The 18,883-nt window shown below is 42.2% G+C and carries 14 protein-coding genes and 1 other RNA gene; 10 read left to right on the forward strand and 5 right to left on the reverse strand.

All coding sequences use genetic code 11. From position 1 onward, the window contains the following. Positions 1-168 precede the first annotated feature (168 nt). Both xylB and V7K84_RS33690 read left to right on the forward strand, forming a co-directional pair. A complete protein-coding gene (gene xylB / locus V7K84_RS33685) occupies positions 169-1,635 on the forward strand; it encodes a xylulokinase (protein WP_334844769.1) in 1,467 nt (488 codons plus the stop codon). A gap of 51 nt (positions 1,636-1,686) precedes the next feature. Continuing rightward, the gene (locus V7K84_RS33690) at positions 1,687-2,409 is read left to right on the forward strand and encodes a gamma-glutamylcyclotransferase (protein ID WP_334844772.1); all 723 of its coding nucleotides are present in this window, start codon (positions 1,687-1,689) and stop codon (positions 2,407-2,409) included. On the opposite strand, the gene V7K84_RS33695 is transcribed toward V7K84_RS33690, so the two are convergent. From V7K84_RS33695 to V7K84_RS33710, 4 genes are all read right to left on the reverse strand, one after another. After that, positions 2,387-3,226, reverse strand: a complete 840-nt coding sequence (locus V7K84_RS33695; protein ID WP_334844774.1) for a class I SAM-dependent methyltransferase — start codon at positions 3,224-3,226, stop codon at positions 2,387-2,389. The two genes, V7K84_RS33690 and V7K84_RS33695, sit on opposite strands and share 23 nt — an antisense overlap. Beyond that, positions 3,210-3,599, reverse strand: coding sequence for a DUF120 domain-containing protein (locus V7K84_RS33700; protein ID WP_334844775.1), 390 nt, complete (start codon positions 3,597-3,599; stop codon positions 3,210-3,212). Before V7K84_RS33700 ends, V7K84_RS33695 begins: the two co-directional genes overlap by 17 nt. Positions 3,600-3,758: 159 nt before the next feature. After that, positions 3,759-4,367, reverse strand: a complete 609-nt coding sequence (locus tag V7K84_RS33705) for a TetR/AcrR family transcriptional regulator (RefSeq protein ID WP_334844776.1) — start codon at positions 4,365-4,367, stop codon at positions 3,759-3,761. 119 nt (positions 4,368-4,486) lie between these two features. Then, complete coding sequence (locus tag V7K84_RS33710) at positions 4,487-4,984, reverse strand: GNAT family N-acetyltransferase (RefSeq protein ID WP_334844778.1); 498 nt, start codon at positions 4,982-4,984, stop codon at positions 4,487-4,489. 551 nt (positions 4,985-5,535) lie between these two features. Here V7K84_RS33710 and V7K84_RS33715 point away from each other — a divergent pair. Continuing rightward, entirely contained in the window at positions 5,536-6,021 is a 486-nt protein-coding gene (locus V7K84_RS33715; protein ID WP_334844780.1) for a beta-lactamase hydrolase domain-containing protein, read from the forward strand. 292 nt (positions 6,022-6,313) lie between these two features. Here the strand turns inward: V7K84_RS33715 and V7K84_RS33720 are convergent, their stop codons facing one another. Beyond that, on the reverse strand, positions 6,314-6,637 hold the full coding sequence (locus V7K84_RS33720) for a hypothetical protein (protein WP_292718901.1): 324 nt from the start codon (positions 6,635-6,637) through the stop codon (positions 6,314-6,316). 731 nt (positions 6,638-7,368) lie between these two features. On the opposite strand from V7K84_RS33720, the gene V7K84_RS33725 reads away from it, so the two are divergent. The 7 genes from V7K84_RS33725 (at position 7,369) to V7K84_RS33755 (ending at position 18,753) form a co-directional block, all read left to right on the forward strand. Beyond that, entirely contained in the window at positions 7,369-7,893 is a 525-nt protein-coding gene (locus V7K84_RS33725; RefSeq protein ID WP_334844782.1) for a pentapeptide repeat-containing protein, read from the forward strand. Beyond that, positions 7,890-9,056 (forward strand): 5-(carboxyamino)imidazole ribonucleotide synthase, encoded by a 1,167-nt coding sequence (locus V7K84_RS33730; RefSeq protein ID WP_334844785.1) that lies wholly within the window; start codon positions 7,890-7,892, stop codon positions 9,054-9,056. The genes V7K84_RS33725 and V7K84_RS33730 overlap by 4 nt, the downstream gene beginning before the upstream one ends. Positions 9,057-9,116: 60 nt before the next feature. Beyond that, positions 9,117-9,300, forward strand: a non-coding RNA gene (gene ssrS / locus V7K84_RS33735) — 6S RNA. A 136-nt stretch (positions 9,301-9,436) separates the two neighbouring features. Then, positions 9,437-14,857 (forward strand): trifunctional serine/threonine-protein kinase/ATP-binding protein/sensor histidine kinase, encoded by a 5,421-nt coding sequence (locus V7K84_RS33740; protein ID WP_334844786.1) that lies wholly within the window; start codon positions 9,437-9,439, stop codon positions 14,855-14,857. 167 nt (positions 14,858-15,024) lie between these two features. Further along, the gene (locus tag V7K84_RS33745; RefSeq protein ID WP_334844788.1) at positions 15,025-16,290 is read left to right on the forward strand and encodes a M16 family metallopeptidase; all 1,266 of its coding nucleotides are present in this window, start codon (positions 15,025-15,027) and stop codon (positions 16,288-16,290) included. 70 nt (positions 16,291-16,360) lie between these two features. Beyond that, the gene (locus tag V7K84_RS33750) at positions 16,361-17,653 is read left to right on the forward strand and encodes a M16 family metallopeptidase (protein WP_334844791.1); all 1,293 of its coding nucleotides are present in this window, start codon (positions 16,361-16,363) and stop codon (positions 17,651-17,653) included. 110 nt (positions 17,654-17,763) lie between these two features. Continuing rightward, on the forward strand, positions 17,764-18,753 hold the full coding sequence (locus V7K84_RS33755) for a peptidoglycan-binding domain-containing protein (protein ID WP_334844793.1): 990 nt from the start codon (positions 17,764-17,766) through the stop codon (positions 18,751-18,753). Positions 18,754-18,883: the final 130 nt, after the last annotated feature.

An 18,883-nucleotide genomic window follows, 5' to 3' on the forward strand; every position in this document is an offset into this window, starting at 1 on the left:
TTATTTTGTGCATCTTCATACAGAATTGGTATTACTCATTCAGGATTGACGCAAAAATTCCTAAAAAGCTTAATTTATCGAACCGCCAAGAGCGCCAAGAGCGCCAAGAATTTGTAAGTCCTATCATTTTAAAATTGCTAATTGAGGATTAAGAATTTGGAGGGGCAATTGACTGACATCGTAGTTGGCTTAGACTTGGGTACAGGAGGAGTAAGAGCGATCGCAGTTGACCTACAAGGGCAAATTATCGCTCAGTCAACCAGAAGCTATCCCCTGTTAACTCCACAACCTGGTTGGACGGAACAAAACTCATCGGATTGGGTGGAAGCCAGTTTGGATGCTCTCTTCGATGTTACTCAACAGCTAAACGGACATCGGGCGATCGCTCTCGGTTTATCTGGACAAATGCATGGTATGGTTCCTCTCGACGCGGATGGCAAAGCGATTAGACCAGCAATTTTATGGAACGATCAGCGCACAGGTAAAGCTGTTGCTGAGATTGAAGCGGCTATTCCCCGACAGGAGTTGATCCAGCGCACTGGAAATCCGGCAATTACAGGATTTCAACTGCCGAAGCTCTTATGGTTGCGGACTGAAGAACCACAAGCATACACTCGGTTATGGCAGATTCTTTTGCCCAAAGATTATCTGGGATATGTGCTAACAGGCGAAGCAGTAACAGAACCATCTGATGCGTCTGGTGTCGGCTGTCTGAATCTGGCGAATCGACAATGGGATACAGATATTCTCCATGCTCTCGATATCAGCCCCACGTTATTCCCCCCAGTCATCGAATCTACCGCGATCGCTGGACGGCTAAAATCAGAAATAGCCGCCCGTGTGGGTTTATCAGCCGGATTACCTGTGGTCGCAGGTGGAGGTGATAATGCCGCAGCAGCGATCGGTTTGGGCATCTCATCAAGCAACCTGAGCCGGGGTAGTTTGAGTATTGGCACATCAGGAGCGATATTTGCACCGTGCGATCGCCCAATTCCCGATCCCGAAGGTCGGGTGCATTTGTTCTGTCATGTGGATGGTGGTTATCATCTGCTGGGAGTGACGCTAGCAGCAGGTGGTTCTCTGCGTTGGTATCGAGATACATTTGCCCCGCATATATCCTACACCGATTTGATGGATATGGCAGAGCGATCGCAGCCTGGGGCGCGTGGTGTTCTATTTCTACCCCACCTCGCCGGAGAACGCAGTCCTCACCTCGATCCAGATACTCGTGGTGCTTTCGTGAATTTGTCATTAGCTCATACACAAGCAGATATAACTCGTGCTGTGCTGGAGGGGGTTGCATTTAGCTTGCGGTCAGCATTGGAAGTTATTAGTGCGATCGCTCCCCTCGATCAACTCTTAGCAACGGGTGGAGGCGCACGTTCTCATATCTGGTTGCAAATTTTGGCAGATGTTTTGCAAATCAAACTCATTGCCCCCAAAGCTGAAGAAGGAGCTGCTTACGGAGCTGCTATTTTGGCAATGGTGGGGATTGGTGTTTATCCGAATTTAGAAGCTGCACTCAACATTTTATCGCAGGATGCTAATGTAGTACAGCCGCAGCCAAATCCTTTGTATGAAGCAGGATTTAAGCGCTACAAGCTACTTTACGATACATTGAAAGCTGTTCGTTGAGAATTCAGTTACCCTGAATTACTGAAGATTTACAGAAAAAATAATCTAATTATGTCACTGAGTCGTAGCGACCTCGAAGCCGGAAACATACAGACGAGACTATTAGAAGCATCACACTCTGGAATCAAGCTAACTACCTTGAGCGAAGATGAGTTACAGCGATCGCTCGATGAAACACTACAACAGCAGCCACCAAATTCTGATATCTGGATATTTGCCTACGGTTCCCTGATTTGGAATCCCCTAATCGCATACGTCGAGCGCCGTGCTGGCATCGTTTATGGTTGGCATCGGTGCTTCTGTACATGGATGATCCTCGGTCGCGGTACTCCAGATAATCCCGGATTACTCTTAGGACTCGATCGGGGCGGTAGCTGTCGTGGCGTTATTTATCGCATTGCAGCTGCTGATGTCCCATCTGAATTACTGCTGATTTGGCGACGGGAGATGTTGGGTGGTGTCTACATTGCTCGTTGGGTGAAGGTTTTTGACGGTACGCAGGAATTCCCAGCGATCGCTTTTGTTGCTAATCGCCAACATCCCAGGTACGCTCATCAGATACCATTAACAACCACTGTTAATAGCATTGCTACCGCTTCGGGAAAATTGGGTTCCTGCGCTGATTATCTGATCAAAACAGTGGAGGGATTAATCGCAGAAGGCATTAAAGATAGACAATTACTCTTGTTACATAAACAAGTGTTGGCAAAACAACAAGCGCTTTTAGTTAGTAGCGATCGCTCTATACCGCCTATTTCCGGGCAACAGCCATGATGTGAGCGCTCATCCCCAGTATAGAAGGTTCGGTTTCTAACCAACGAATTGCTTCTAAAAGGCGATCGCGGCGACCTACATCATTCCAGTGTTCCTGAAAGTTTTGTAATAACCAGCCTGGCCCTTCAATCGCTAAAATCTTGTCAGAATGTAAACCCGCTTCTTCAACTTCTGCTCTAAGTTCTTCTGGATGATGAAAGAAGGTTTTTGTAAAGTAGCGAGGATGGTTGTTTGGGTTGCGGTGTTGACCATCAATCAAATCCTGTTTAACAATCTCTACAAACTCTGGATCGTCTAAATGTCCCCGAAATAATCCATCTAAGGTTGAAGCAAAACGAGAGACTGCCGCAGCGAAAACAAAACCTCCAGTTTTTAAGATCCGATGAGCTTCACGCAAAGCAATAATCCGATCTGTGCGCTCAGTCAGATGATACAAAGGCCCAAGTAACAGAACAGCATCAACGCTATTATCCGCCCGATTGAGTTGCCGAGCGTCTCCAACAGCCAAACTAGCTAGAGGATATTCCGGTTGAGCTTGAGACAAATTCCGGGCTTGCTCTATGTGCAAAGGAACCGCATCAATGAGATGAACTTCATAGCCTTGTTGAGCAAGCCAAAAAGAATAAACGCCAGCGCCACCGCCAACATCGAAAATCACAGCGGGAGGAGGCGGTAGGTAGCGGCTAATAAGTTCTTGGCTTCGGGCTAATTCCAGCAAACCTGCACCTTTTGATAACCGCTCTTGCTCCCGACCACTCGCGTAATGGATTAACGCTTCATCTCCAAGTAGATTGTTTAATTCAGATAAATCTAACATCGTGAATCTCAACTTCAATCAAATCATTATCTTTAAGGTTATATAGCTCCCGAAGTTTCACATCGCAAGCTATCTCAATAATTGTTTTTGGACGATCTCCACTTTCGGTATTATTTTTGTCTGTTCTTAAGATAAAAGCATCTCTGCCAAATATTTGACAGGGAACAATGCTCACAGAAACAGTCCCTCCATATTCTTCTTTTTCCAGACGCATAACATTTTTCGGGAGATGGTAAGGTCGATCTAACTGAATATTTAAAGTTCCAGGGAAGAATTTCATTCCGGTTTTTGTCAAGTAATATTCTTGGAGTTTCTCAATCCAATAAGAAAAGTTTCCTAAACCACTGACAACCTTACCTTTTAAGATTCTCATATATCTTTATGTATATAAATACCAGCTTATTTATATGGGTTGAACTTAAAGAAGAATTCAAAATTCAGAAACAATAATTTGTCTCCAACTCTTTCCCCTTTCTCCCGTTCGGCTACGCTCACGGCAAGCCTGCTCCCTTGTTGCTTATTTGTATCAACCTTAAAGCGGAGTGGTACTGATACCGCGCACAAAAATATCTACACAGGTTTCGATATAGTCTTCACAGCTATAGTTGCTGGAATTGAATTTTGCACTGCGGCATAGCATTCCAGCCAATAGCATTCCTGTAAACATATCGACAGCCGGAAATGGATCGAGGTCTGCTCTGACAGTGCCTCGTTTCTGACTCGATTGCAGGTAAGCTACCAGTTTTTCCCCTAAGGGCTTGGCAGCTTCTTGAATAACTTGTTTGGCTGCCTCTGGATGACGTTTGGCTTCTCCAATGAAGGTACGAATTAAGTCCTCCTGTGTCTCTAGCATAGTATTGTAAAGATGGGCATACTGTTTTAAATCAATTTTGAGATCCTGTGTCCACGCTTCGGGGTGTGCAAGGGCTTCTGTCTGGAGTGCCAAGGCATTTTTCATTACTTCTCCCAGAAGTTGTTCTTTGCTAGCAAAGTGGCGAAATAAAGTCACCTCATTCACACCAGCAACACGAGCTATTTCACGGGTAGTTGCTCCTTGAACACCTAAACTAGCAAATACCTGCAAGGCGGCTTCTATCAAACGTGTACGGGTGAGAGTTGATGAACGGATAGTTTTATGCATTTATGCTGGCAAGTACTTACTTTTATCATAGATTATGTAGAAAAAGTGGTCGTAATTTAGGGAAAATAGTGTTGATGCTAACATTTTTAAAATTATTGAAAATATTTACCTTTTCAAATTTATTTCGGTGTGGTATCTAATGTTTTACTCATTTTAGTAACTGGAACAAATATCCCACTTCTTAAATAATGAGGTGCTTTTTGGATAGCAGTAAATCCTAGTCGTAAATAAAACCCTTCAGCATAAAGACTAGCAGTTGTAATTACCTTATCTATGCCTTGCTCAGTTGCTTCGTCACAAAAATGTTGAACTAAAGCACGGCCAATCCCTTTTCCTTGATATTTAGGGTGGACATACAACCCGATGAGTTCATCAACAATGAAACTAGCAAAACCTATAACAACATCTTCCTCGATCGCAACCCAGCAAGTTTCCACTTTCATACTCTTCAAGATATTTGAACCATCAGGTTTATTGCGGTAATTGCGCCAAGCTAAAAGTTCTTTTTGGGTGTAGAAAGTTGCAGGTAGAGCTTTGATAGCAGCAATATGAATTGCACTCAGCACCCACGCATCTGTTTCTTGGGCAGGTCGAAGAGATATTTCGTTATAGCTCATAGGTTCAGGGCTGGCATTCAGATTACAAGAGTAGGCAGAGGGTCACTGAGCGTAGTCGTTGGCGCAGCCTCTCGTAGAGAAGTGAGGCAGGAGGCAGGGGGCAGTGTTTCGACTACGCTCAACAACCTTCGACTACGCTCAACAAGCAGGCAGGGGGCACGAGGAAAGCAGTATGAATGAAAACTTTAGTTCTGGGTCATTTACCCAGTTTAAAAAGAAGAATTGTTCTATTTATACCCTTGTTCGCGAAAATCTCAATCCAATTGCTCTCCCAACTTGCCCAATAGTATAACTCTTGAAATATAATCTACGGTAATTTTATCGGCACAAAGTATAATAAGCTCTAATCACCACTAATACTATCGATAAACCGTATATTATGGATAAAGCAATAAAATAACCAACTTCAAAAGACAAATTTTGAAGTAATCAAGCAATATCTCGTGATATTTGGCTAATTTTGTTGTGTTTATTTTGAATATCTTCTCAAAGCTTTTTCTTTTAGAGTATTTAGCAAGCTGGAAGACATTAGAAAGTTAGAAGGAGTGAATGTGATCAACGCCATACAAATTAACGAAAACTTGACAACAACAGGACAAGTCATACCAAAACAGCTTGAGCAAGCTATTCAAGAGGGTTTTAAGTCTGTTCTCAATTTGCGATCGCCTGATGAACTAGGATTTTCTAAGGATGAGCAAAAAGTAGCGGAAGCATTGGGGCTGTATTATCAAAATGTTCCACTCAAGGTGGATCTCAAAAATTTGAATGAAGAGGTGATTACCAAAATCCTCACGACACTCGAACAAATCCCGAAACCAGCAGTTGTGCATTGTGCCGCCGGAATGCGATCGACTGGAATTGCGCTGTTGAGTATTGCTATCCAGGAAGGATTAACACCAGAGGAAACCCTCGCAAAAGCTAGGAATCTCGGTTTTGGATTCTTTGAACATGCTGGTGTTAGTCCCCGATTGAAGCAATTATTTGTGGACTACGTTAACAAACACGCGAAGGTAGCTTTACCAGCTGGCTGCTCTTAGATATTAGTTATTTCTAATTGTTATGTCCTAATAGACTAGAAGGCTGCTATACAAATCATTGAAGAAGAATTCAGAAGTTAGGATGGGCTAAACCTTAGCTATCCGCTAACAGAATTAAGATGCTCTCTACGTTCGCGCTGCGCGTAGCTTGTTTCTTTGCAGCGGTAGCGAGTCGCATAGAATTCTGACTCCTGACTCCTGACTCCTGAATTCTTTCTTTTTAAAAATTAAAAACTGCTCTTGCTGAAAGTAGACAAGAGCAGTTTTTAATAGCAAAGCCCAACATAAAAATTTAGGCATCTTCAAGTTCAAATTGAGCCACCGTAACGGCGTTAAAAGCGAAAGCTAAAACTAATGGCATCGGCGACTGAAACCAAAAGGTAAAAAGAACAGCTAGGATTGTGCCAGTTACTGCGGACATTGACCACAATCGTTCTTCAAAAGTCAGTCCTTTTTCGGCTTTAATCACTCTAAGAACATGAACTGGAATTGGTTCCGGCATTACCCCACCCGGAGGGAAAGCCCAGAAGTTGTTACGTCGCTCAACAAATAAATCTGTCCAGCCATTTTCTTGGCACCATGCCTCAATCCATTGAAGTGAGTAATGATTCATCATCGGGTTTCGGAGTTCGGTTTGTGGAAGTTGTGTGCTTAGTGAATGTAAACTCTTGGAGATTCCTGAAGAACTAACTAATCGTTATAAAATTAACGCTAATTATCGAGCTTTAAGCTTTGTTAAGCAATTGAGACGCATATAATTACGCTCAAACCTTGCTTTCATTAATTAAAAGACTAACAGTTCATGGGGGCTGTTGAATTTAAAATACAACAAACTTTACTTGAAAAATGGGAAGTCAAGAATTGTAAATAACTCTGTGAGTATTACTGCTCAAAAAAACTTTTTGTATCTTGAAAATTTAAATCTACGAATGAAGAATTGTAAATAAGTCAACAAGCATAGGCCATAGGAAACATTCCTTTATTCAGCTAAATTATTCCTTTAGAGTTAGGAATTTCAAGTTTTATCTTCATCAAGAGCGATAGATTATGCTCCCCGTCTCTGTTTTGCTAAAGCTTGCTTGATGTGAGAAACAATTTATACTCAGTCATTGCGATCGCTATTGTATTTAATAAATATTGTTCTGAATATCTAATTTTAGTGCGATCGCCAATTGCCACTCTCTACCTCAAGTAGCAGGGATAATTTTGCTAAAGTAAGAAGCTTATGATCTTTTTGCGTTACAAAATATTAAGCAACGGAAATACACGTTTTCCAAGTCCAGTAGCAAGGCTGCGAGTCTCAATTAGTACAATCCAGTCTTGCTAATATTCAAATGCGGTAATTAAATGCGGCGATTATACACCAAATTGGCTCTCAATATATTTTGGCGGCAAACACTAGCATTCCTTCTCGGAATTATTATCTGGTGTGTGGCCGATCCAGCAGTGGCAGTAGACTGGACTCATCCACTGTCATTTAGCAATGCAGAGTTATCAAGACGTGATTTTTCTGGACAGAGTTTGCAAGCTGCGGAGTTTTCTAACGCCAATATGGAATTGGCTAACTTTACAAATGCTGACTTACGGGGAGCAGTCATGAGCGCTTCGGTGATGACAAAAGCAAATCTCCACGGAGCGGATTTAACGAATGCAATGGTCGATCAGGTAAACTTGACTAAGGCAGATTTGAGCGATGCAGTTTTCAAAGAAGCTCTTTTGCTCCGCGCCATATTTAATGATGTAAATATAGACGGTGCAGATTTTACAGATGCAATTTTGGATAGAGCGCAAATCAAAGAACTGTGCGAAAAAGCCAGTGGTGTGAATTCCAAAACAGGCGTGCAAACTCGTGATTCTTTAGGATGTCAATGAAGCGTGTTGGTGTAATTGGTGGCGGACAACTAGCCTGGATGATGGCGGATGCAGCACAGAAGCTAGGAGTAGAATTAATAGTACAAACTCCAAGCGTTCACGACCCGGCTGTGTCAATCGCTCAGGAAACTATTTTCGCGCCAGTTGATGATGCAAGTGCTACGGAAATATTAGCTCAAAAATGCGATGTTATCACCTTTGAAAACGAATTTGTTAACCTGAATGCTTTATCTGGTTTAGCACAGCAAGGCGTTTGTTTTCGTCCAAAATTAGAAGCTTTAGCTCCTCTTTTAGATAAATATCATCAACGTTGCTACTTACGCGACTTGGGATTACCAGTTCCTCAATTTTTCGCCCTTGACGAGGTGGAAAATCTCAAATCAAAAATAGAATATCTAGGTTTTCCAGTAGTTTTGAAATCCCGCCGTCATGGTTATGACGGTCAAGGTACTTTCATAATTCAGGATTTTGCTAGTTTAGAGCAAAAACTAAGTGATGAAACCACAACACAAACTTTAAATCAATCACTATTCTTGTTAGAAGAATTTGTCCCATTTGAAAGAGAACTAGCAATAATTGCAGCTCGTTCTGTGGAGGGAGAAATTGTCACTTACCCAGTAGTGGAAACCCAACAAGAACAACAAGTGTGTCGGCGGGTGATTGCGCCAGCCGAGATTACGCCTAATCAAGTAGCAGAAATCGAAGCGATCGCACATACTCTATTAAATAGCCTAGAAGTCGTAGGCATTTTTGGAATTGAGCTATTTCTGAGTGCTGATGGCAAAATCCTGGTAAATGAAATTGCACCCCGTACGCACAATTCTGGGCATTTTTCCCTTGACGCTTGTGAAACTTCGCAGTTTGAGCAGCACCTGAGAGCAGTTTGTGGTTTCCCTTTAGGAAATCCAGCTTTGCAGTGCGCAGGTGCTGTAATGGTTAACCTACTGGGGTATGAAAATTCTCACAGCGACTACCAAAGCCAGCGTCAACAAATAGCAGAAATTTCCCAAGCGCACGTTCACTGGTATGGGAAGACAGAATCACGTCCTGGGCGGAAGTTAGGGCATGTTACCGTTTTACTGGATAATCACGATACAGAATTGGCAGGTGCATACGCCAACAACATCGCCCACAGCATAGAATCTATCTGGTATCCCAGGTAAATAGATCGGAAAGTTTCGATATTGAACACACAACATCTTTTGAAAAGCTATAATGAGTGAGTTGCACTACGACGTTGGTGACTGCCATCAAGTTTTTTGATCTATGCCTTTAATGACAAGGGAGTCAACTGTTCTCGTGGCAGTATACCGGGCATGTACCCGGAAACTTTAAACGAGGAATTTAGGTTCCCACCTGGATAAACCCAGGTCATAAACTTAGGTAAAACGGCGTCGCGGTGAACTTAAAATTATTAGCTCCCAAAGTCAGTTAGAATTTGGGAGCTTTAATTATTTCAATCAATTTAAAATAAGCTAACTGACAGTAAAGATTGCTATGTTTTTGGGAAACCTAGATATTGAGGTCTCAAGAATTAAGCCGTATGGTCAGCATTCCCGGATATCAAGTTAGCAAAGAACTCTACAATGGTTCTCGAACCTTGGTTTATCGCGCTAATCGAGAAACTGACCAAAAATGTGTGGTGATTAAGCTGATGAAAACTGCTTATCCCAGCTTCAGCGAATTGGTACAGTTTCGCAACCAGTTCACCATTGCCAAAAATTTGAATCTACCTGGAATCATCCAAACCTATAGTCTGGAATCCTATCAGAATGGCTACGTGTTAGTGATGGAAGACTTTGGGGGAATTTCTCTAAAGCAGTGGCAAGACAGAGGAGAGAATAGGAAAATAGGGGAAACACCACAAGCTCTGATTGAGTTTTTAGAAATTGCGATCGCACTGTGTAATGCATTAGATATTCTAATTCGTTATCGGATCGTTCACAAAGATATTAAACCTGCCAATATTTTAATTCATCCAGAAACTAAAGAAGTTAAGTTAATTGACTTTAGTATTGCATCTTTATTGCCACGAGAAACTCAAAGCCTCATGAGTCCTAATGTATTAGAAGGGACACTTGGCTATTTGTCTCCAGAGCAAACTGGAAGGATGAATCGGGGGATTGATTACCGTACTGATTTTTATTCTCTGGGTGTAACTTTTTACGAATTACTAACAGGGCAATTACCATTTCAATCGCACGAACCGATGGAATTGGTACATTGTCATATTGCCAAACTTCCGCCTTTAGTACATGAGATTAATCCGCAAATTGCACCTGTACTATCATCTATTGTCAGCAAATTGATGGCGAAAAATGCCGAAGACCGCTATCAGAGTGCATTTGGGCTGAAATATGATTTAGAAAATTGTTTAGCTCAACTCAAGGAGACAGGGAAAATTGTAAGTTTCCCAATTGCTCAACGGGATGTGTGCGATCGCTTTATTATCCCAGAAAAACTCTATGGTCGCGAGCATGAAGTTGAAACTCTGCTGAAAGCATTTGAACGCGTTAGCAACAACCAAACAGAACTAATGCTGGTGGCTGGTTTTTCTGGTATTGGTAAAACAGCAATTGTTAACGAGGTTCACAAACCCATTGTCCGGCAACGGGGCTACTTCATTAAAGGCAAATTTGACCAATTTAATCGAAATATTCCCTTTTCTGCTTTTGTGCAGGCATTTCGAGACTTAATGGGGCAATTACTGAGTGAAAGTGATGTCCAATTGTCAACTTGGAAAAATAAAATTTTACAAGTGCTGGGAGATGAAGGGCAAGTCATTCATGAGGTAATTCCCGAACTAGAACAAATTATTGGTCGACAACCACCTGCAACGGAACTTTCACAGAATGCAGCCCAGAATCGCTTCAATTTACTCTTCCAAAAGTTCATTCAGGTATTCACTACAAAAGAACATCCATTAGTAATTTTCCTTGATGATTTGCAGTGGGCTGATTCTGCATCACTCAAATTGATGCAATTGTTGATGAGCGAATCAGGAAGTGGCTCTTTACTTTTAATTGGGGCTTATCGAGACAATGAAGTATCTACCGCGCATCAGTTGATATTGACTTTAGCGGAGATTCGCAAAAGCAATGCAACAATTAACAGCATTACTTTAGCTCCGTTAACTCAAGCTAGTGTAAATCAATTGGTGGTTGATACCTTGAGTTGTTCAGGTGAAATTGCCCAACCTTTAACGCAACTTGTATATCAAAAAACTCAGGGAAACCCATTTTTTGCAACGCAATTCATCAAAGTATTATATGAAGATGGACTAATTACTTTTAATTCCGATCGAGGGTACTGGCAATGCGATATTGTTGCTGTGAAAGCACTTGCCCTTACCGATGATGTGGTAGAGTTCGTAGCGCTACAGTTGCAGAAGTTGCCAGCAGCAACGCAAAATGTATTAAAATTAGCTGCGTGTATTGGTAACTCTTTTGATCTGCTAACTTTAGCAATTGTTTCTGAACAATCGGAAACCGAAACCGCAGCATTTTTATGGAAATCTTTGCAAGAAGGGTTAGTTTTACCTACTACTGAAGTTTATAAATTCTTTCAAGATAGCGGACAGAATTCTGATTCCAACCCCTTCAACGCCAAGTTCCAAATCCCTACCTACAAATTTTTACACGACCGCGTGCAACAAGCGGCTTACTCTCTAATCCCAGATGAAGAGAAACAATTTACCCATCTTAAAATTGGTCAATTACTCTTACAAAATACCTCTGAGTCACAGCAAGAAGAGCGAATTTTTGAGATTGTCAGTCAGTTAAATCGAGGAATATTACTAATCACCCAACCGGCTGAACGTCAACAATTAGCTCAGTTAAATCTGAATGCTGGTCGAAAAGCGAAAGAAGCTACTGCTTATGTTGCAGCAATTCATTACTTCTATTCTGGAATGCAGCTGCTACCGATTAATAGTTGGGAAATCGCCTACGAATTGACTAGAAGTTTATACGAAGAAGCTGCCGAAGCTGCTTTTCTCAACAATGAATTTGAGCAGATGGAATCTCTGATTCAGGTTGTCATCGAACAAACAACCACCTTACTGGATAGAGTGAAAGTTTATGAAGTACAACTCCAAGCTTATCAGGTGCGGAATCAATCATTCAAAGCGATCGCAACTGGACGCGAACTTCTGGCTCAACTTGGGGTAACATTACCTGAATCAGTAACACCTCCAGACATTCAGCAATCTGTAGTCAACACGCTCTCCACCTTGGCAACCAGAAGTATTCAGGGCTTAGTTGATTTGCCATTGATGAACGATACCAAAACTTTGGTTGCTTTGCGGATTATGGCTAGCATTGCTCCCGCCATCCATCAAACTGCCCCTTATCTGTTTCCAATTATTGCCTGCGAAGAGGTGAATTTATCTCTTAAATATGGCAATGCACCACTTTCTGCACCAGGATATGCAGATTTTGGAATTGTACTTAATATTTGTAACCAACTCGAGTCAGGCTACGAATTTGGCCAGCTAGCTTTAATGCTTGTGGATAGATTTAAAGCAAAATCTGTTCAAAGCATGACTCTATTTAAGGTGGGTGCATTGAATCAATTTAATAAACAACATGTTTGCACCTCAATTAGTTTATTACAGGAATCCCATAGTCTTGGATTAGAAACAGGCGATTTTTTTCATGTGCTGGCATCGATGATTTTCAAGTTATTCTATGTCTATTTAAGTGGCACAGAAGTTTTGGAAATTCTCTTAGCAGATATCAAAGCCTACGAGTCTAATTTTGCCCAAAATCAGCGCTTATTAAATTGGTCGAATATAATCTGTCAAACCATTAATAATTTAACCGAATCTAGCGATGATACAGAGCGCTTCATTGGTGAAGATTATCAAGATGAACAACTATTATCTGCGCTGCTCGAAGAGAATGACGAATTAACACTCCATGTATTTTTCTTAAGTAAATTAACACTCAGTTATTTGTTTGAGAATTTTCCGGCGGCAGTTGAAAATGGAAATCAGGGAGAGCAATACCTCAACGGTGGCGCAGGAATGCTATCTGTGCCTGTTTTCTACTACTACGATTCTCTGTCTCGTCTGGCTGTCTATCCAACGGCTGAACCATCTCAACAAGAACAATTACTCTTAAAGGTTGGCGAAAATCAGGAAAAATTGCAGTTTCTAGCCAACTTTGCACCGATGAATTTCCAGCACAAATTTGATTTGGTGGAAGCAGAACGGCATCGGGTTTTAGGCGAAAAAATAGCAGCAATAGAATTGTACGATCGCGCCATAACTCTAGCGAAAGAAAACCAATATATCCAAGAAGAAGCCTTAAGTAATGAACTAGCTGCCAAGTTCTACCTCGACTGGGGCAAAGAAAAAATCGCCCAAGTTTATATGCAAGAAGCTTATTACTGCTATGCTCGTTGGGGCGCTAAAGCCAAAACTGAAGACTTAGAAAAACGCTATCCTCAACTCCTGGCTCCCATCTTACAAGGGCAGCATCATCGCTTTCAATTGAGTTCAACCGTCGATGCATCATCATTTCCACATCAAACCATCCACACAAATCTTTCTAGCAGCAGTATTTCGGAAGCCCTCGATTTTGCCACCATCTTTAAAGCCGCACAAGTTCTCTCCAGTGAAATTCAATTAGAGCAATTACTCACTACTCTTTTGCAAGTAGTAATGGAAAATGCTGGGGCACAAAAAGCTGCATTACTTGTACTTCAAAAAGACAACTTGGTGGTTGAAGCTGTAGCCACCATCAATGAAGGAGTCAGTCTGGTATCTGTACCATTGTCAACCAGCGAAGACATTCCTGTCACAGTGATGAACTATGTCAAACGCAGCTTAAAAACTGTTGTGCTGGATGATGCGACAGCACAAACTGATTTTATCGCCGACTCATATTTCATGCAGCAACAACCTAAGAGTGTGTTGTGTACGCCGATGTTAAATCAAGGTAAACTCATCGGGCTGCTATATCTAGAAAATCCGCTGACAATTGGGGCATTTACAAGCGATCGCACCGAAGTTATCCAACTGTTATGCGCTCAAGCCGCCATCTCTCTAGAAAATGCCCGTCTTTATCAAGAATCTCAAAATTATGCCCAAGAGTTAGAGCGATCGCTGCAAGAACTTGAGCATACCCAATTACAAATGGTGCAAAATGAAAAAATGGCAACCTTGGGTAACTTGGTTGCTGGGGTGGCACATGAAATTAATAATCCCATTGGGTTTCTCAAAGGCAGTGTCAACAATGCTGAAGAGTATATTCAAGACTTACTTGCCCATATCCAATGCTACCAACAACATCATCCCACTCCGGCGATCGCAGTCATTGAGCATGGCGAAGAAATTGACCTAGAATTCCTGACTGAAGACTTACCAAAGCTAGTAGACTCGATGAAGGTGGCTTCGGAACGGATTAAAGACATTAGCATCAGTCTTCGCACCTTCTCCAGAGCCGATACAACCGAAAAAGTTGCTTGTAACCTCCATGAAGGGATTGAGAGTACTCTGTTGATTTTGAAGTATCGCCTCAAAGCTAACGAAAAACGTCCAGCAATTGAAGTTATCGCTGAATACGGAAATTTACCTCCTGTCGAGTGCTTTTTAGGACAGTTAAATCAAGTATTTATGAACATCCTTGCTAACGCAATTGATGCCTTAGATACATCCTGTGAGGGGCTTTCTTTTGCCCAAGCGCAAGCCAATCATCACCAAATACTGATTCACACCGAAGTATCCAGTGAGCAAAACATGGTAGAAATTCGCATCAAAGATAACGGTCCGGGGATGCCAGAGGAGATAAGAGCAAGGATCTTCGATCGCCTATTTACAACAAAAGAGGTTGGGAAAGGAACTGGATTGGGACTCGCGATCGCTCGTCAAATTGTCGAAGAAACCCATAATGGGCAGTTGAGTTGCAATTCTGTGCTTGGCGAAGGAACAGAATTTGTCATTAAGATTCCAGTATTTTAAGTAATTTGCGATTTTCCTCGCAATGCACAACGCTTCTAATTTTTCGGTAATGTGGAGAACAGGAATAGCATAATTCTACTAAATCTGTATACCTTGATTCTAAATGAGGTAGCGTTCAGAGTTAAAATGACACAATTGCGTTAAATTGTGGTTAAAACTACAAAAAATTGTTAAAACAACTAACTAATACCGTATTTCCAGCCTCGGTCTTCCGACTAGAGAGTGGTTTAACTTTTATTCATCAAGAAATTCCCACTACTCCTGTAGTTGTGGCGGATGTTTGGGTGCGTGCTGGAGCCAGCTTAGAGCCAAAACCGTGGTTTGGCATGGCGCACTTTTTAGAACACATGATTTTTAAAGGTACGGCGACGCTACCCCCTGGAATGTTCGATTCCCAAGTTGAAAATCGGGGAGGCGTCAGTAATGCGGCGACAAGCTATGATTATGCTCATTATTCACTCACCACAGCTGCCCCTTATTTAAAAGATACTCTGCCCCACTTGGGAGAACTACTACTCAATGCGGCAATTCCAGAAGATGAATTTAGCCGCGAACGGGATGTAGTGCTAGAAGAAATTCGCTCTTGTCAAGACGATTCCGACTGGATAGGATTTCAAGCGCTGATTCAAAGCATCTATCCGCATCACCCTTACGGACGTTCGGTGCTGGGTACTGAGCAAGAACTGATGCAGCAATCACCAGAAGCAATGCGCTGTTTTCATCACGCCCACTATCAGCCGGAAAACATGACGGTGGTAATTGCAGGAGGTATAGCCCAGCAACCAGCTTGGGAAATGGTAAATAATTCATTTGCTGATTTTGCCGAACGCTCGAATTGTCCGCAGTTGGAGAAAGTGGCAAAGCCAGTCATAACAGGAATTCATCGTCAAGAATTGTGTTTACCACGCATAGAGCAAGCGCGATTGTTGATGGCGTGGCTCGTACCCGGAGTAGAAGATATCCGTACTGGCTATGGTTTAGATTTTTTGTCAGTGTTATTGGCAGAAGGGCGGACTTCGCGTTTAGTGCGCGATCTGCGAGAAGATTTGCAATTGGTACAGGGAATTTGCAGTAGTTTTTCTCTACAACGGGAATCGAGTTTATTTACAATTACTGCTTGGTTAGAACCAGAAAATCTTGAGGAAGTTGAGTCTTTAATTTGCGCTCATTTGGATGATTTGCAGACGAAAGGAATTAGCGAACAAGAACTTGCCCGCACACGCAGACTTCTATGTAACGATTATGCCTTTTCTACCGAAACGCCAAATCAGCTGACGGGGCTTTATGGATATTACAATACCATCGCCCAAGCTGAATTAGCTGTGACATATCCCCAGCAAATTCAGTCTTTTGATGCTCAAGAATTGCAAAAATTAGCTAAACAGTATCTCTCGCCAGAGAATTACGCGGTTACTGTACTTAAACCGTGTTAGTCATTAGTTAGTTATTAGTCATTAGCCATTAGCAAAAGACGAATGACAAAGGACAAAGGACAAAGGACAAATGACAAATGACAAAGGACAAATAACAACCTTGCTGCAAAAATCGCCCATCCATCGCACTGTATTGAACAATGGCCTTGTCGTGCTGGTGGCAGAAAATCCGGCTGCGGACATTATTGCAGCGCGAATCTTTGTGCGTGCTGGTAGTTGTAACGAAAATCGGGAACAAGCAGGATTAGCACATTTGTTATCAGCAGTGATGACAAAGGGATGTGATGGACTTTCTAGCTTGGAAATTGCAGAAAAAGTTGAGTCTGTAGGGGCGAGTTTGAGTGCCGATGCTGGCACTGATTATTTTTTGCTATCGTTCAAAACGGTAACATCCGATTTTGGGGAAATTTTAACATTGGCAGGGCGGATTTTGCGATCGCCGACTTTTCCCGAAACTCAAGTGGAACTAGAACGGCGTTTAGCACTCCAAGATATTCGTTCCCAAAAAGAGCAACCGTTTAATGTCGCCTTTGAACAAATGCGACAGGTAATGTACCAAAATCATCCCTACTCGATGTCAGTACTAGGAGATGAAACCACCATGAGCCGCTTAACTCGTGCGGATTTAGTGGAGTATCACCAAACTTATTTCCGCCCAGATAATATAGTAATTAGTATTGCTGGTAGAGTCACACCCACAAATGCAGTGGCATTGGTGGAAGAAGTTTTTGCTGATTGGCAAGGTACAACTCAAGCACTGCCAATACTAAATTTACCTGAAATTAAGGTGGAACCGCAGGTAAGACTAAAGCCAATACAGACACAACAATCAATCGTGATGCTCGGTTATTTGGGAACAGCGGTGAGTTCTGTTGACTACGCCCCACTGAAATTGCTGTGTACCTACTTGGGAAATGGGCTTTCTAGCCGCTTGTTTGTGGAATTACGAGAAAAACGCGGTTTAGCTTACGAAGTATCCGCCTTTTACTCTACAAGGCTATTTCCAGCATCCTTTGTGGTTTATATAGGTACAGCACCGGAGAATACCAGCATTGCCCTAGAGGGACTGCGTACAGAAGTAGATTTATTGTCTACCACCGAAGTATCCGAAAGCGCACTCCAAGCTGCTAAAAACAAGATCCTGGGGCAGTACGCCTTGGGTAAACAAACCAACGGGCAAATTGCTCAAATATACGGCTGGTATGAAATTTTGGGCTTAGGAATTGATTTTGACACCAAGTTTCAAGAATTGATTGCAGCGGTGAGTGCCCAGGATGGCATCGCCGCAGCTTGTAAGTATTTAAAAGAGCCTTACTTGTCTTTAGTTGGTCAAGAAGAAGCAATTAATCGTGCGATCGCGTAACTGAGAATGTGCCGCAGCTACGCCCATCAGAGATATTGTAAAATACAGCAGCTGTTTTTTAGACCAAGCGGCTGTACCATTAGCATGAGAATATTCTGGGAGTGAATTCCATGCAAAGCAGCCTGACAGCAAGTATTTTGAGTTACTTAAAATTACTAGACCCAACTGTAAATCGCTGTAGAATGGAAAAACGGCAAAAAGGTTGGCGGCCAAAGAGGTCTAAATCTTTATCAGCCATTAAAATATTCTTGTTCTCCGCTACGCCTCTGCTTATTACCTCAACGACTCTAGTATCAATAGCAGCACCACAAAAAATTGCCCAAGTAAATCCTGGAAATAGCATCAACCGCCCTATCCTCAAAGTTGGTAGCCAAGGCGAACGTGTGTCTGAACTTCAAGCAGCTTTGAAACTTTTGGGTTTTTACTCTGGTGCTGTAGATGGTACATATAGTGAGAATACAGCCAGTGCTGTTTCCCGGTTTAAACAAGCAGCTGGCTTGAATCCAGATGGCGTTGTTGATGCCAGCACTTGGCAACGACTTTTTCCTAATCAACCAGTAGCAGCATCAACCGTCCCTTCATCTCAGCCAAGATTTAACTCAGCTACAAATTTTCCTGTTCCAACCCAGGCTAGTAATCTCACCAATGTTAGAAATCCCAACCCCAACCCTCCCAGACAAGCTGTAACACAAGTTCCGACTAGACCAAAACCTACTGCCCCAAAAAAAGCTGTAACCCAAGTTCCGAACAACCCTGAACCAAGACCTGCTACTCCCAGAAAAACTACAACTTCTAGCACAAAGAAACCGCCTAAGCGTACTACATCAACTACTAGAACTCAGTCAAACACAACTACAAAACGAACTCCTGGTATTCAATACACCTCAGAAGGATTGCCAATTTTGCGTATAGGATTACGTGGTTCTGAAGTTGTTAAGTTGCAACAACAACTGAAAAAGCTGGGTTTCTTGAAAGGTGATGCCGATGGAGACTTTGGGGAGACAACCGAAACAGCGGTGAAAGCTGCACAAAAGCGCTATGGTTTAGAACCTGACGGCGTAGTTGGTGGCTCTACCTGGGAGGTTCTTTTGCGGCGTTAGGCATAGTATGAGCATAGCCAGCGTCTCCTTTGCGTGTAAGCAAAGGTGCGGACGAAATGCTCCGAAGTTCTGAGAACTTATTTCTTTTTTGGAAATCCCCAAGTTACAGAGGTTTTTCAACTTCAATAAA

This window comes from Nostoc sp., from assembly GCF_036917315.1.
GTDB lineage: Bacteria > Cyanobacteriota > Cyanobacteriia > Cyanobacteriales > Nostocaceae > Nostoc.

Excerpts from the sequence above, each read along its gene's own strand:
- V7K84_RS33690 (WP_334844772.1), top strand. The coding sequence starts at position 1,687 with ATGTCACTGAGTCGTAGCGACCTCGAAGCCGGAAACATACAGACGAGA.
- V7K84_RS33740 (WP_334844786.1), top strand. The coding sequence starts at position 9,437 with ATGGTCAGCATTCCCGGATATCAAGTTAGCAAAGAACTCTACAATGGT.
- V7K84_RS33720 (WP_292718901.1), bottom strand. The coding sequence starts at position 6,637 with ATGATGAATCATTACTCACTTCAATGGATTGAGGCATGGTGCCAAGAA.
- V7K84_RS33705 (WP_334844776.1), bottom strand. The coding sequence starts at position 4,367 with ATGCATAAAACTATCCGTTCATCAACTCTCACCCGTACACGTTTGATA.
- V7K84_RS33700 (WP_334844775.1), bottom strand. The coding sequence starts at position 3,599 with ATGAGAATCTTAAAAGGTAAGGTTGTCAGTGGTTTAGGAAACTTTTCT.
- V7K84_RS33725 (WP_334844782.1), top strand. The coding sequence starts at position 7,369 with ATGCGGCGATTATACACCAAATTGGCTCTCAATATATTTTGGCGGCAA.
- V7K84_RS33755 (WP_334844793.1), top strand. The coding sequence starts at position 17,764 with ATGCAAAGCAGCCTGACAGCAAGTATTTTGAGTTACTTAAAATTACTA.
- V7K84_RS33710 (WP_334844778.1), bottom strand. The coding sequence starts at position 4,984 with ATGAGCTATAACGAAATATCTCTTCGACCTGCCCAAGAAACAGATGCG.
- V7K84_RS33750 (WP_334844791.1), top strand. The coding sequence starts at position 16,361 with ATGACAAATGACAAAGGACAAATAACAACCTTGCTGCAAAAATCGCCC.
- V7K84_RS33730 (WP_334844785.1), top strand. The coding sequence starts at position 7,890 with ATGAAGCGTGTTGGTGTAATTGGTGGCGGACAACTAGCCTGGATGATG.
- V7K84_RS33695 (WP_334844774.1), bottom strand. The coding sequence starts at position 3,226 with ATGTTAGATTTATCTGAATTAAACAATCTACTTGGAGATGAAGCGTTA.